The 13,971-nt window shown below is 72.8% G+C and carries 13 protein-coding genes; 9 read left to right on the top strand and 4 right to left on the bottom strand.

Annotated features, from left to right (window positions below; all coding sequences use genetic code 11):
• Window positions 1-206: 206 nt before the first annotated feature.
• Window positions 207-1,139 carry a DMT family transporter gene (locus ABD297_RS17390; RefSeq protein ID WP_344256322.1) on the bottom strand — a complete coding sequence of 311 codons (933 nt, stop codon included), beginning with the start codon at window positions 1,137-1,139 and terminating at the stop codon, window positions 207-209.
• Window positions 1,140-1,388: 249 nt separating this feature from the next.
• Between ABD297_RS17390 and ABD297_RS17395 the strand changes: the two genes are divergently transcribed.
• Together ABD297_RS17395 and ABD297_RS17400 are read left to right on the top strand one after the other, a co-directional pair.
• Window positions 1,389-1,886 carry a cysteine dioxygenase gene (locus ABD297_RS17395; protein WP_344256323.1) on the top strand — a complete coding sequence of 166 codons (498 nt, stop codon included), beginning with the start codon at window positions 1,389-1,391 and terminating at the stop codon, window positions 1,884-1,886.
• Complete coding sequence (locus ABD297_RS17400) at window positions 1,883-2,302, top strand: rhodanese-like domain-containing protein (RefSeq protein WP_425581191.1); 420 nt, start codon at window positions 1,883-1,885, stop codon at window positions 2,300-2,302. Before ABD297_RS17395 ends, ABD297_RS17400 begins: the two co-directional genes overlap by 4 nt.
• On the opposite strand, the gene ABD297_RS17405 is transcribed toward ABD297_RS17400, so the two are convergent.
• Window positions 2,223-3,146: a LysR family transcriptional regulator ArgP gene (locus ABD297_RS17405; RefSeq protein ID WP_344256324.1), complete on the bottom strand. Its 924-nt coding sequence runs from the start codon at window positions 3,144-3,146 to the stop codon at window positions 2,223-2,225. The two genes, ABD297_RS17400 and ABD297_RS17405, sit on opposite strands and share 80 nt — an antisense overlap.
• Before the next feature lie 70 nt (window positions 3,147-3,216).
• Between ABD297_RS17405 and ABD297_RS17410 the strand changes: the two genes are divergently transcribed.
• From ABD297_RS17410 to mgtA, 5 genes are all read left to right on the top strand, one after another.
• Window positions 3,217-3,813 (top strand): LysE/ArgO family amino acid transporter, encoded by a 597-nt coding sequence (locus tag ABD297_RS17410; RefSeq protein WP_344256325.1) that lies wholly within the window; start codon window positions 3,217-3,219, stop codon window positions 3,811-3,813.
• 596 nt (window positions 3,814-4,409) lie between these two features.
• On the top strand, window positions 4,410-4,859 hold the full coding sequence (locus tag ABD297_RS17415) for a nuclease-related domain-containing protein (protein WP_344256326.1): 450 nt from the start codon (window positions 4,410-4,412) through the stop codon (window positions 4,857-4,859).
• A gap of 156 nt (window positions 4,860-5,015) precedes the next feature.
• A complete protein-coding gene (locus tag ABD297_RS17420; RefSeq protein WP_344256327.1) occupies window positions 5,016-5,174 on the top strand; it encodes a hypothetical protein in 159 nt (52 codons plus the stop codon).
• Window positions 5,171-8,218, top strand: a complete 3,048-nt coding sequence (locus tag ABD297_RS17425) for a helix-turn-helix transcriptional regulator (protein ID WP_344256328.1) — start codon at window positions 5,171-5,173, stop codon at window positions 8,216-8,218. Before ABD297_RS17420 ends, ABD297_RS17425 begins: the two co-directional genes overlap by 4 nt.
• A 101-nt stretch (window positions 8,219-8,319) precedes the next feature.
• Window positions 8,320-11,040 (top strand): magnesium-translocating P-type ATPase, encoded by a 2,721-nt coding sequence (mgtA, locus tag ABD297_RS17430; RefSeq protein ID WP_344256329.1) that lies wholly within the window; start codon window positions 8,320-8,322, stop codon window positions 11,038-11,040.
• Here the strand turns inward: mgtA and ABD297_RS17435 are convergent.
• The gene (locus ABD297_RS17435) at window positions 10,979-12,187 is read right to left on the bottom strand and encodes an MFS transporter (RefSeq protein ID WP_344256330.1); all 1,209 of its coding nucleotides are present in this window, start codon (window positions 12,185-12,187) and stop codon (window positions 10,979-10,981) included. The two genes, mgtA and ABD297_RS17435, sit on opposite strands and share 62 nt — an antisense overlap.
• A 57-nt stretch (window positions 12,188-12,244) precedes the next feature.
• On the opposite strand from ABD297_RS17435, the gene ABD297_RS17440 reads away from it, so the two are divergent.
• Both ABD297_RS17440 and ABD297_RS17445 read left to right on the top strand, forming a co-directional pair.
• Complete coding sequence (locus ABD297_RS17440; protein WP_344256331.1) at window positions 12,245-13,234, top strand: ArsR/SmtB family transcription factor; 990 nt, start codon at window positions 12,245-12,247, stop codon at window positions 13,232-13,234.
• 126 nt (window positions 13,235-13,360) lie between these two features.
• Complete coding sequence (locus ABD297_RS17445) at window positions 13,361-13,681, top strand: DUF2853 family protein (RefSeq protein WP_147062756.1); 321 nt, start codon at window positions 13,361-13,363, stop codon at window positions 13,679-13,681.
• Window positions 13,682-13,765: 84 nt separating this feature from the next.
• Here ABD297_RS17445 and ABD297_RS17450 read toward each other — a convergent pair whose 3' ends face one another.
• Window positions 13,766-13,939 carry a CsbD family protein gene (locus tag ABD297_RS17450; protein ID WP_344256332.1) on the bottom strand — a complete coding sequence of 58 codons (174 nt, stop codon included), beginning with the start codon at window positions 13,937-13,939 and terminating at the stop codon, window positions 13,766-13,768.
• Window positions 13,940-13,971: the final 32 nt, after the last annotated feature.

Raw genomic sequence — 13,971 nt, forward strand, 5'->3', positions numbered from 1 at the left:
TCCCGCGGCCTGCTCTTCTATCGACTCCTCGAGCAAGCCGTGGACACTGACCCGCACCCGCTCAAGGACCTTCTCAAGCCAGCAGAAACCGGCATACCGGACTTCACCTAAGCAGATATGCAGAACACATGTTCGATCGTCTGAGAAGGTGTTTTCCACACCCAGACACACTGGATCTCGTTGCAGCACAGCGAGATCCGATCTGCTCAATCCTCGGGCGCAGGAGAGAGCCGCGACCTGCGCCGGGTCAGCAGCACGCCGGCGATGCACAGCGCTCCACCCGCGAACGTCAGCGGCGGCGGCACCTCCGACAGCAGCGCCCAGGCGATGAGGGTCGCGATGAAGGGGACGAGGAACGTCGTCAGCGTCAGCTTGCCGGCGTCGGTCCGCGCCAGCACGTAGGCCCACGTCGAGAAGGCGATCGCGGTCGGGAAGACGCCGAGGTAGGCGATCCACCACAGCGTGCTCGCATCACTGTCGCGCACGACCGTCACGAGCTCCCCGCTCCACGGCAGGCACACCACCGCGCCGATGATGCAGGCGAGCCACGTGACCTCGGGACCCGGGAGGCGCCCGAGGAGCGGCTTCTGCGCGAGGACGCCCACGGCATACGTGATCGCGGCGAGGACGGCGAGCCACACCCCCACCATGTCGCCCGAGTCGCCCGAGGAGAACCCGCGGGCGATGACGACGACACCGGCGAAGCCGACGGCCATGCCGATGAGGAGCCAGCGGTTCATGCGCTCCCCGAGGAACACGGCGGCGAGCAGGGCCACGATGATCGGCCCGATCTGCACGATGAGGGCGGACGTGCCGGCGTCGATGCGTCGCTCGGCCTCGTTGAGGGCGAGGTTGTAGACGCCGAACCACCCGACGCCGCAGAGCAGCAGCAGCGGCCAGTCGCGCCTGGCCGGCCACGTGCGCGGTCGGCGGAAGACGAGCACCCCCAGGGCGACGGACGCCACGAGCAGGCGTCCGAGCGACAGCGCGCCGGGCGGGACGTCACGCCCGAGGTGACGGATCGCCACGAAGGCCGAGGCCCAGAGCAGGAGCGTCACGGCCACGGCGGCGAGCACGAGCAGGTTGGCGCGCCGGGCACCCGACGGGGTCTCGGAGGCGGTGCGGGAGTCGACGGTCACCCCCAGACCGTAGGGGTCGGTGCCGACAGCGCGCCGCCCGGTATCCGGTCAGATGTCCCCGAGATCCCGCCACGGTCGACCCCGCTTGTGACAGCCAACATTCATAAGTTAACGTTTACATCATGGCAATGCATGGTTATGTCTGGGCTGGCGCGCGGTGTCGGCCGCTCGGGACGGACGCAGCGCGCTGAGCGCGGCCCCTCCCGAGCGCCCCGCCCACCCCGCACACCGACCCCGAAAGGCACGACCATGTCCCGCGGCGCCCAGCGCACCTCCGTCGACCTCGCCGACACCGCCCGGCGACTGTCCCGCCAGCGCACCCTCTGGCAGGGCCTCGTCGACTTCGACCCCATCACCCGCTACTACGCACGGCTGCTGGCCGACCACGACCACGAGGCGTGGCTGCTCACCTGGCTGCCCAGGCAGGGCACGCCGTGGCACGACCACGGCGGCAGCGCCGGCTCGTTCGTCGTGCTCCAGGGCGCGCTCACCGAGGAGGTCGCCGGCTACAGGTCCGCCATGGACCTCGACAGCGTGCGACGCGTCACCGGCCCGGGCGTCCTGCTCACGCCGGGCGACCAGCGCACCTTCGGCAGCCGTCACCTGCACCGGGTGACGAACGCGGGCTCGGACCCCGCCGTCAGCCTGCACGTCTATGCCCCCAGACTGACGTCCATGACGAACTACCGCGCCGTCGAGGGCGTGCTCGAGGTCGAGGAGCAGGCCCAGGTCGGAGTCGACTGGTGACGACGCCACCGCGGCCCCGCACCATCGACGACATGCTCGCCGACGCCCGCGGCCGCCTTCGCCGCCTCACGCCCGAGGAGGCCGAGGCGGCGCGGGCGGACGGTGCGTTCGTCGTCGACATCCGCCCAGCCGCACAACGGGAGGCCGAGGGCGAGCTGCCGTTCGCGACGCCGATCGAGCGCAACGTGCTCGAGTGGCGCCTCGACCCCGCCAGCGACGCGTCCCTGCCGATCGCGAGTCACGACCTGCAGGTCGTCGTCCTCTGCCAGGAGGGCTACACGTCCAGTCTCGCGGCAGCGGCCTTGCAGGAGCTGGGGATCCACCGCGCCACCGACGTCATCGGGGGGTATGCCGCGTGGCGGGCGCTGCTGGACGCCGCACGCCCGCACGTGGCACCGCCGCCGCCGCAGTCCTGAGCGACTCGCTCAACCGGTCGAGCTGCGTCGAGGGCAGGCGCCAGCGCTGCCAGTAGAGCTGGACGTCGACGTGGTCGCGCGATCCGAGCCGCACGAGCTCGCCGCTCTCGAGGAGGGCGGCGAGCTGCGTCGTCATCAAGGCGCCCCAGCCCAGGCCGGAGCGCACGGCCGTCAGGAAGCCGCCGCCGTCGGGGACCTCGTGCGTCGGTGGGGCCGCGGTCACGCCGTGCCGGTCGAGGATGCGCCGCTGGATGTCGTCCTTGGCGTTGAAGCACACGAGTGGCGCTGCGGCCCAGTCGAACCCGCGTCCCAGGCGATGGCGCTCGAGGAGCTGTGGCGTCGCGGCCGGGAGGTAGCGCATCGTGACGAGCGGCTCCGTCGAGCAGCCCTGGACCGGTGTCGGGTCGGACGTCACGGCGCCGAGAACCTCCCCCGAACGCAGCAGCTGTGCCGAGTGGTCCTGGTCCTCCACGCGGACCCGCAGCACGACGTCGTCCCACGAGGCCGCCTCGGCGAGGACGGCACCGAACCACGTCGACATCGAGTCGGCGTTGACGACGATCGGCAGGTCCACCCGGGCCTGCTGCCCGGTGGCGAGGTCGGCGAGCGCCTCGGACTCGAGGAGGCTCTGCTGGCGTGCCAGCCGCACGAGCGCCTCGCCCGCCGGCGTCGCGCGACAGGGGGCCGTGCGCACGACGACGACCCTGCCCACCTCGGCCTCGAGCGCCTTGACCCGCTGGCTCACCGCCGACGGCGTGACATGGAGCCGCCGCGCGGCCGCGTCGAAGGTGCCCGTGTCGACGATGGCGAGCAGGGTCGCGAGGTGGTCGGGCTGGAGCCGCATGAAGCCATGCTAATGATGCTGAAGAAACCTTCGCTTCACTGATGCCCGATCCGCCCGTAACGTCGAGGACGTGACCTCCCTGCTGCCCGGCTTCCTCACCATGGCCTCCCTCATCGTGGCCATCGGCGCACAGAACGCCTACGTGCTCCGCACCGGCCTCGCGCGCCAGCACGTCGGGCTCGTCGTCGCCGTCTGCGCGCTCAGCGACGCGTCCCTCGTCGCCGCAGGTGTGCTCGGCGTCGGAGGGCTGGTCACGGCGCACCCGGGACTGCTCACGGTCGTGCGCTGGGTCGGCGCGGCCTACCTCGTCGGCTACGGCCTGCTCTGCCTGCGCAACGCCCGGCACCCCAAGGCCCTGGCGACCGACAGCACGCCCGTGAGCCGGACCGGCGTGCTGGCCACCGTCGTCGCACTGACCTGGCTCAACCCGCACGTCTACCTCGACACGGTGCTGCTCGTCGGGTCGCTCGCCAACCAGCACGGCCCCGACGGGCGGTGGTGGTTCGCCGCGGGCGCGGCGCTCGCGAGCCTCGCGTGGTTCACGGCGCTCGGCTACGGTGCGCGGCTGCTCGCCCCTCTCTTCGCCCGCCCGGCGACGTGGCGCGTGCTCGACGTGGCCATCGCCCTCGTCATGTTCACCATCGCAGCGACCCTCGTGCTCGGCTGACGTTCCCGCGTCCACGGGTTCTCGCGTCGGCCTGCGTGCCGCCGGGACCCGACCTACCCTCGGCTGCGTGAGCACGGGGGAGGTCGCGACCGGCGACGACAAGCGCATGAGGCTTCGGTATGCCGGTCGTTGTCGTGAGTGCGGCGCCCACCTCCCAGCCGGAACTCGTGCCGTCTACGAGCGCTCCCGCCGCACGGTGCGCTGCCTCGAGTGCCCAGCGGCCTCTGCCGCGACGTCAGACCTTGACGTCCCGGCCGCAACGACTCCTCCGGTCGATGACTCTGGCGTCACCGTCGGGAGCGAGGACGCTGCAGCGACCGAGGCCGCCGTTCCCGATCCACCGCCCTCGATCGAGGCAGCCGAGCCCGTGGGGCAGACCGGGCAGACCGGGCAGGCCGGCGCGTCAGCGCGACGCGAGTTCGAGCGGCGACGAGACGCCCGCGAGCAGCGGGTGCGCCAGCGCTTCCCGCGCATCGGTGGCTTCCTGCTCGCCGTCACCGAGGAGCCGCAGAGCACCCGCGCGTGGGACACCGGCGCGCAGGGCGAGCAGTTCGTCGGCGGCCGTCTGGACTCGCTCGCAGGGGGACGACGTCGCCGTGCTCCAGGACCGGCGCATCCCGAGGACGCGGGCCAACATCGACCACATCGTCGTCTCTCGCAACGGCGTCTTCGTCGTCGACGCGAAGAAGTACAAGGGTCGCCCGGCGCTGCGCGTCGAGGGAGGCCTCTTCCGACCTCGGACCGAGACGCTCGTCGTCGGCGGCCGGAACTGCACGAAGCTCGTCGACGGCGTGCTCAAGCAGGTCGACCTCGTCCGCGCCGCCCTCGACGACGACACCGTCACCGTGACGGGGGTGCTCTGCTTCGTGGCAGCCGACTGGCCGCTCATCGGTGGGGCGTTCGAGACCCGCGGCGTCCACGTGCTGTGGTCCAAGCGCCTCGTGCAGCTCGTCACGGCCGAGCGACCGGCCCGCGCCGCAGCGCCGCCCGCCCTCGACGTCGCGTCGGTCCGTGCACGGATCGTTCGCGCCTTCCCGCCCGCCTGACGCGGCACCGTGGGCTACCTCAGACCGGGGCGGACGGCATACGCCATCCGATCTGAGGTAGCTGGCCCGCACGGATAGAGAGGTCGCCCGATGTGGGGCCCTACCTCAGCCGCCGACTCTGGAGGAGTCCAGAAAGGCACGAGCAGAGGAACGACCATGATCGAGCACTACACCGACCTCCGGGCCGTCCAGGCCGAGATCGAGTCCCGCTACCCCCGGCGCCGTCGCGCCCGGCGCGACTCGTCGCTGGAGGTCATCCGCCGCACGATGGCACGCAACACCCGGGAGGAGAACGGCACGGGTCGCCGCAGGTGACCGCGGCGCCGGGAGCCGCATCCCCGACAGCCGCACTGCTGTCGGTGGAGTACGCGATGATGCCGCGTATGCCGCTGCGCACGGGCCCCCTCATCGGCCGGGACGCCGACCTGTCCCGTCTCGCCGACGCCATCGGGCTGCGCCCCTCACCGGGCGCCCAGCCCGGTGGCGTCGTCGTGCTGTCGGGCGACGCGGGCATCGGCAAGTCGCGGCTCGTCGGACAGCTCGTCGGCGACGCCACCGACGCGGGGTGGTTCACCGCCCTCGGCCACTGCGTCGGGCTGGCCGGAGCGAGCCTGGCCTACCTCCCCTTCGTCGAGCTCGTCGCCACCATCGACGCCGGTCACCCCGACGTCGTCGAGCACGTGCTCGACACGCACCCCAGCCTCGGGCACCTCCTCCCCGGGCGGCTCCCGGGACGGCCGAGCGAGCCCGAGAGCGTCGGGTCCGCCGGCCACGCCACCGACCCCGGGCAGGTCGCCGAGGCGGTCCATGCGCTGCTGTCGGCGCTGGGCGACGCACAGCCGTCCCTCGTCGTCATCGAGGACGTCCACTGGGCCGACCACTCCTCGCGCGACCTCATCACCCTCCTGCTGACGCGCGGCTTCACCCGCGCCGTCGGCCTCGTCGTGACCTACCGCTCCGACGACCTCTTCCGCCGCCACCCCCTGCACGACACGCTCGCCGTGTGGGCGCGCATCGCGGGGCTCGAGCACGTCGAGCTCGCCCCGCTGCCCGACGACGCCGTCCGAGAGCTCGTCTCCGGCATCGAGGGAGCCCCCACCGACGCCGAGACCAGCACCGAGATCGCCCGACGGTCCGAGGGCAACCCCTTCTTCGCCGAGGAGCTCGTGGCGAGCGCCGCAGCCGGCCAGTCCCTCAGCGGCGGCCTGAGCCGGGTGCTGCGCGCCCGCGTCGAGCAGCTCGACGACACGGCGCAGCGCGTGCTGCGGGCGATCGCCCTCAAGGGCGGCCAGTTCATCGGTCACGAGCTGCTGTCCAGGGTCCTCGACCTGCCGGACGAGACGCTCGAGGCGGCACTGGCGGCCGCGGTCGAGCACCACGTGCTCGAGACGCGCTGGCCACCGGCCTACACCTTCCGCCACGCCCTCCTCGGAGAGACGGTCGCCGACGGGCTGCTCCCGGGCGAGCGACTGCGCCTGCACCGGGCGTATGCCGCCGTGCTGGCCGAGCGCCCGGACCTCGCACCCGCGTCCGAGCTCGCCCGCCACGCCGCCGCGGTGGGCGACCTGCCGACGGCGGTGCGGGCGAGCCGTGCCGCGGCCGAGTCCGCCATGGCCGTCGGCGGTCCGCAGGAGGCTCTGCTGCACCTCGAGCGGGCTCTGTCTTGGCTCGACGAGGACGACCCCGAGCGCGACGAGGTGACCCTGCGGGCGTCGCGCGCGGCAATGGTCGCCGGCGAGCCGATCCGCGCGATCGACCTGCTGCGCGACCGGCTCGACCACCCGGGCACGGCCCAGGACCCGGGCTCGCGCGCCGACCTGCTCGCCGCCCTCGTCATCCGCTCGCGCGTGCTCGACCTGCCCGTCGACTCCGTCGCCCTGACCGACGAGGCGCTGTCGCTCATCGGCGAGGAGGCCGACGAGCGGCGCGTCCGGGTCCTCGTCGCGCGCGTGCAGGCCCTCGTCGACACGGGATCGTTCGTCGAGGCGGCCGTCGTCGGCAACGAGGTGTCGCTGCTCGCCGAGCGCCTCGGGCTGGGCGTCGCGCTGGCCGAGGTGCGCACGATCCTGGCGCGGGTGCTCGAGGCGCAGGAGGACCTCCAGTCGGTCGAGGCGCACCTGCGCTCGGTCGTCGCCGACATCCCTGCCGAGGACCCACTCCTGCTGCGCGCCCTGCACCAGCTGGCCTCGCTCGCCCACCGCCGCGGCGACCTGCCCGGGTCGCTCGCCCTCTACGACCGAGGAGCCGAGGTGGCCCGGCGGATGCACCGCGAGTGGGCCCCCTGGGGACAGGAGTGCCGGCTCCTCGGCGGCCTCACGGCATACGAGCTCGGTGACTGGGACGGCGCGGCGCGTCGACTCGACCTCGCAGGCCGACCCGCGCCCCAGCCGGGACGCACGATCTTCACGGCCGCCGCACTCTCCGTGCGGGCCGGGCGCGGGGAGCCCGTGGACCCCGACCTCATCGCGGCGCTGCGGGAGTGGTGGCACGTCGACGGGCTCTGCGTCGTGCTGACGGTCATGCCCGGGGTCGACGTGCTTGGTCAGGCCGGTGACCTCGCCGGGGTGCTCGACCTCGCCGAGGCGGCCGTGCGCGTGCTCGACGTCGCCTGGGGCGACTACCACGCCGTCGCACGGCTCGCCGCTGTCGTCGCGGGACAGGCGGCAGCGCTCGTGCCCCACGCCGACGCCGCCCTCCGCGCCCGTGCGGTGGCCCTCGTCGACGACCTCGCCGACCGTGCCCGCCGCATCGGCGAGCTGCGTCCGGCGGTGGAGAAGCCGAGCCGGCCGATGTTCGAGCGCGCGGCCGCCGAGCCCCTCGAGGACACCAGCCGCGAGACGTGGGCGTGGATCGCCCGCGTGGAGGCGGAGGTGCTGCGGCTGCAACGCGTCGCCGGGCTGGATGACCCACCTCCGGCCGAGGACCTCGTCGCGGCCTGGCGCCGGAGCGTGACGGCCTTCGAGCGCTACGGGCACGTCTTCGAGACCGCGCGGTCGCAGGCCCGCCTGGCCGCCGCCCTACGGGCAGCCGGCGACGTCGGCGCGTCACGCGAGGTAGGCGAGCAGGCCCGCGCGGTCGCCGTGCGCCTCGAGGCCAAGCCGCTGCTCGCCGAGCTCGACGACGTGCGGACGGGCGCGGTCGACCACCGACAGGACACGGGGACGGCCGAGCTCACCCCGCGCGAGCTCGAGGTGCTGGCCCTGCTCGCCCAGGGCCTGACCAACGGCCAGATCGGCAAGCAGCTCTACATCAGCACCAAGACCGTGAGCGTCCACGTGTCCAACCTGCTCGCCAAGCTCGGCGCCTCCGGTCGCACCGAGGCCGCGGCCGTCGCCCGGCGGCGTGGCCTCGTCACGTGACCTCCTGGCGTGACCTCCTGGCGTGACTTCTTGGAGTGACCTCGGCCTCGATGTGGCGCAGATCGTGATCCCGGCACGGGTCGCAGGAGCACCATGAGGAGGTGAGCTCCCGGGTCCTGGCACCCACCGACGCGGCGGCGTCGATCCGCGCCGCCGCCTCCCGGGACGCCCCCGAGGTGCTCCGGTCGCTCGGCTGCGACCCGACCACGGCTCTCACCACCGGGCTCTCGGCCGACGAGGTGGCCCGGAGGCGGGTCACCTTCGGCGCGAACGCCGTCGCCACCCACCACGCCCGGCTGCTGACGGTCCTGTGGCACCAGCTGAACTCGCCCCTGCTCGGGCTGCTCCTCGTCGCCGCGACGGCGTCCTACTTCGTCGGGGAGAAGAGCGACGCCGTCATCATCGGCGTCATCGTCGTCGTGTCGGTCGGGCTCGGCTTCGTCAACGAGTACCGCGCCGAGCAGGCCGCGGCCTCGCTCCACTCGCAGGTCAGCCACGAGGCCGTGGTCCTGCGCGACGGGTCCTTCGGGCGCGTCGACGTGACCTCGCTCGTGCCCGGGGACGTCGTGGAGCTCAGTCTCGGCGAGGTGGTGCCGGCCGACATCCGACTCGTGTCCGTCGTGCGGCTCGAGTGCGACGAGTCGGTGCTGACGGGCGAGTCGCAGCCGGTCGAGAAGACCACCGACACGGTGGACGGGACGGCCACGCTGGCCGACCTCACCGGCTGTGCGCTCATGGGGACCGTGGTGCACGCCGGCAGCGGGCGCGGTGTCGTCGTGGCCACGGGGTCACGGACGGAGTTCGGGGCCATCGCCACCGGCCTCAGCACCCACCAGCTCGACACCGAGTTCCAGCTCGGCCTACGCCGCTTCTCGATGCTGCTCGTCAAGGTCGCCGGCGCCCTGACGAGCTCGATCTTCGTCATCAACGTGCTGCTGCACAAGCCGTTCCTCGACGCACTGCTCTTCTCCCTCGCGATCGCCGTCGGCATCACGCCGCAGCTGCTGCCCGCCGTCGTCTCGACGAGCCTGGCCGCGGGGTCGCGCCAGATGAGCCGGCGCAAGGTCCTCGTCAAGCGGCTCGTCTGCATCGAGGACCTCGGCGACATCGACCTGCTCTTCACCGACAAGACCGGCACCCTGACCGCCGGCCGCGTCGACTACGCCCGCGCGGTGCCGGTGGGCGGGCGACGGTCGGAGGACGTGCTGCGGTGGGGCCTGCTCTGCACCGAGAGCGCCCCTGCGGGTGCCGGCGGCGGCGCGGCCGTCGGCACCAACCCACTGGACCAGGCGCTGTGGGAGTCGCCGGCCACGGCTGCCGTCAGGGAGTCGCTGAGCGCCCACGAGGTCCTCGGCGTGCTGCCCTTCGACCACGAGCGACGGATGCTCTCGGTGGTCGTGCGCGACGACGCCGGCGCCCTGCTGCTCGTCACGAAGGGCGCCCCCGAGACCGTGCTCGACCGCTGCCGGCAGGTGGCGCCGGAGACGCGCGCCGCCCTCGACGCGGAGTTCGCCGCCGGCAACCGGGTCGTCGCCGTAGCGACCCGGCCCGTCAGCGTCGCGCGGGCCCCCGAAGCGGCCGACGAGCACGACCTGCAGCTGTGCGGACTCCTCGTCTTCCTCGACCCGCCCAAGCCCGACGCCGCGGCCGCCCTCGGACGGCTGGCCTCGCTGGGCGTCCGGGTCAAGGTCGTGACGGGCGACAACGCCGTCGTGGCGGCGAAGGTGTGCCGCGACCTCGGACTGCCGGGCGACGCGGTCCTCACCGGGAGCGACCTCGACGCCCTCGACGACGAGCACCTCATCGACGCCGTCACGGCCACGACGGTCTTCGCCCGCGTCAGCCCCGAGCACAAGGCGCGCATCGTCCGGGCCCACCGGCACGGGGGCGGGGGCGTCGCCTTCCTCGGTGACGGCGTCAACGACGCGGTCGCGCTGCACGCCGCCGACGTGGGGATCTCCGTCGACTCCGGCACCGACGTGGCCAAGGACGCCGCCGACGTCATCCTGCTCGAGAAGAGCCTCGACGTCCTGGCCGACGGGGTGGTCGAGGGCCGCCGCATCTTCGCCAACACGCTCAAGTACGTCCTCATGGGCACGTCGAGCAACTTCGGCAACATGGCCTCGGCGGCGGGCGCGTCGCTCTTCCTGTCGTTCCTGCCGATGCTCCCGTCGCAGATCCTGCTCAACAACCTGCTCTACGACACGGGCCAGCTCGCCATCCCGACCGACCACGTCGACCCGGACCAGCTGCGCCGGCCGTCGCACTGGGACATCGCCTTCATCCGCCGCTTCATGCTCCTCTTCGGGCCGCTCAGCTCCCTCTTCGACTTCCTCACCTTCGGCGTCATGCTGTGGGTCTTCCACGCCGGTCCTGACCTCTTCCGGTCGGGCTGGTTCGTCGAGTCGCTCGCCACCCAGACGCTCGTCATCTTCGCCATCCGCACGCGCACGGTCCCCTTCTTCCGCAGCCACCCGAGCCTGCCGCTGACGCTCGCGGCCCTCGGCGTCGTGCTCGTCGGCGCGGTGCTGCCCGCGACGCCGTTGGCGGCGACCCTCGGCTTCGCGCCCCTGCCCGGCGGCTTCTTCGCCGCGCTCGTGCTCATGGTCGTGGCCTATCTCGTGCTCGTCGAGCTCGGCAAGCGGTGGTTCTACCGCGCCGCCGCGGCGCCGCGCGCCGGGGCCCCGACCGACCTCGGCACGCGCTACGTGCGACGCCGTGCGGCCCGCTTCAGCGTCGCCGCCCCACCGGCGCTCCCCCTCAGGCCGGGGCGCCGTCGAGGACCGCCACCCCCGGCCGCGAACGACGCAGGCCGGGCGTGAGCGCGACGGAGACCGCCACGGAGGCGAGAGCCATGACCCCCATCGCGTGCGCAGCCGCAACAGGACCGAGCCCGAGGCCGCTCGCCACCGCGCCACCGAGCAGGGCTCCGAGCGCCTGGCCGACCATGAGGCCGGTGCCCTGCAGACCGAAGACCTGCCCGCGCGCCGCACCGTCCGTGTGCGACACCAACCGCTCCTGCAGGGGCAGGCTCGCCGAGTAGCCCACGGAGGCCACGAAGGCGAGCGACGCGGCATACGGGAGCGACGGGACGAGGAAGAAGGCCAGGTAGGGCACGGCGAGCAGCAGCCGCAGCGGGCCGATGAGGCGGTCGCGCACCCCGACGGCCAGGAACCGGCCGACGACGACGTCGCCGAGCAGCATCCCGGCGGCCGTGACGGCGAAGAGGTAGCCCGCGCGCTCGCCCGCGAAGGGCACGAAGAGCGCCTCGCAGCCGACGATCAGGCCGTTGGGGACCCACATCGTCAGGTAGAGCGGCCGGATGACGCGCGAGCCGAGCAGCGCCCGGTTCACCTCGCGCGTGCGGCCCACGAGCGAGACTCCCGCGTGGCGCGGCGGGTGGTCCGAGAGGCCGAGGCGCAGCAGCAGCACCGCGACGAGCAGGGCCGCACCCGCGCCGAGGAAGAGCTGCGTCGTCGAGAAGGTGATGAGCAGCAGGCCGCCGATGCCGAAGCCGACGATCTGCATGCCGCCGACGGCGATGTTCATCGTCGCCCGGCCGAGGATGAAGCCGTCGGGCGGCAGGATGTCGGAAACGAGCGCCATCATGCTGCCGCCGAGGGCCGAGGTGATGAGCGGGGCGGCGGCGAGCAGCGCGAAGCGCCAGCCCCAGGCGAGCCCGGGCAGGGCCTGCAGCAGGTCGGTCACCATCGTCGTGGCGGCGATGACCACGAGCGCCGTGCGCGGCCGCACGAGGTCCGAACCGGAGCCGAAGAGGGTCTGGCCGACGAGCCGCAGCAGCGGGGCGCCGAACATCGCGAGCGCGGTCAGGACGGGTGACCCTGTGGCGGCGAAGGTGATGGTGCCGAGTGCGAGGGACGCGACGGCATACGACCCGACGTTGATGCACTGGACGACGAAGAGGACCCGGAACTCGCGGATGGCGAACAGCTGGCGGTAGGTCTGCACCCGGCCACCCTGCCCACTCGAGACCCGCTGCGCTAACGTTTCGGACGGAGGCGAAACATGGGGACGTGGCAGATCTCGGCCGACCTGCTGGCGCGGAGCCGCTTCGTCGTGTCCCCGCGCATCGAGACGGTCGCGGCCCTCAACGACCTCGTGCGCCCGAGCGACGCGGCCGGACGCGCCTTCGCCGCGGCGCACCGCGAGTCCTTCGAGGCGATGCTCACCGAGCACCCGGTGCGACGCGCGGTCCTCGAGCACAGCTGGCGTCCGGGCTGGATCTCCGACTGGCTCGCCCTGCCACCCGACGGTCCGGGACGCACCTTCGCCCAGGAGATCGAGGACGTGCGAGCATTGGGAGACAGGCACGTTCGCGCCTGCCTCCGGGAGAGCACACCCGAGGCGACCCTGCCCCGCAGCCTCGGCCGGCCCGGCATCGCGGAGCACGCGGCGCAGCTGCTCGAGTGGGTCTGGACCCATGCCCTCGCCACCGACTGGGCCCGTCGCGAACGGATCCTGCGCGCCGACATCGTCTCTCGCACAGCGAGACTCGCGACCCACGGCTGGGCGGCCGTGCTGCGCGACCTCGGGCGCGACCGGGAGTGGCTCGGCGACGGCCAGCTGAGGATCAACCGCTTCGACCTGCCCTCACGCGTGCTCGACGACGACGCCGACCTCTACTTCGTCCCCGCCCACGGCACGGCCACCTGGGTCGGTTGGCACCTGCCGAGGCGCTACGCGATCTACTACCCCGTCACCGGGGCGCTCGCCGAGGTCGACGGCCAGGCGGACGACGGCCTCGACCGTCTCGTCGGCAGCGCCCGCGCGCTGCTGCTGCGGACCCTCGACGGGCCGTCGAGCACGAGCGCCCTCGTCGCCCGCACGGGTATGCCGTTGGGCTCGGTCGGTGACCACCTCAAGGTCCTGCTCGCGTCGGGGACCGTGCTGCGGCGGCGCTCCGGGCGCGAGGTGCTCTACTGGCGGACGGCTCTCGGCGACGCCCTCGTCGCCTCGGGGCCGGGCGTTCTCCCGCTGGACGGCACCCCCTCCTGACCTCGCGACGCCGGCCCTCGGTCACCTGTGCAGTCGCTGAACTTTGCACGGCACCCCTTCTCAGGGGCGCCGTGCGGGTTTAGCGTCGCTCGTGTTCCAGCCAATCAACGAAGAGGGGCACGGCACATGGCAGAAGACTGGGCAGCAGACGTCAAGAAGTACTCCCCCGACGCCGACGACGCAGCGATCAAGGGCATCGTCCGGCACTGCGGCATCGCACTGCAGAAGCGCGACTCGTCACTCGTGTCGTTCAGCGACAAGAGCGAGACCGACCGCGTGCGTGACGGTTTCATGAAGAAGAAGCTCGGCCTCACCGGCTCCGACGCCGAGCTCGACGCGTCGCTGGCCGAGGTCGGTCAGACGCTCAAGGGCGACCGCACGAAGAACCGCGTCACCGTCTACTACCTGCTGGCCGAGAAGCACGGGAAGCTCGACCTCTTCCGCTGACCTCGCCGAGCGAGACGCGAACGCACGTATGCCGCCGGGCCCGGCCCGGCGGCATGCGTGCGTCTGGACGACGTGACCGTCAGGTCACTTCTTGAAGGCGTCCTTGACGTTCTCGCCGGCCTTGCGGGCGGCGGCCTCCGTCTGGTCCTTGCGGCCCTCGGCCTCGAGGCGCTCGTTGTCGGTCGCGTCGCCGATGGCTTCCTTCGCCTTGCCGGCGAGGTCCTGGGCGGCGTTCTTGGCCTTGTCAGCGATATCCATGGTGCATTCCTTCTCTCGTGATGACGGCCGGG

Source organism: Terrabacter carboxydivorans, assembly GCF_039532035.1.
Taxonomy (GTDB): Bacteria; Actinomycetota; Actinomycetes; order Actinomycetales; family Dermatophilaceae; genus Terrabacter; species Terrabacter carboxydivorans.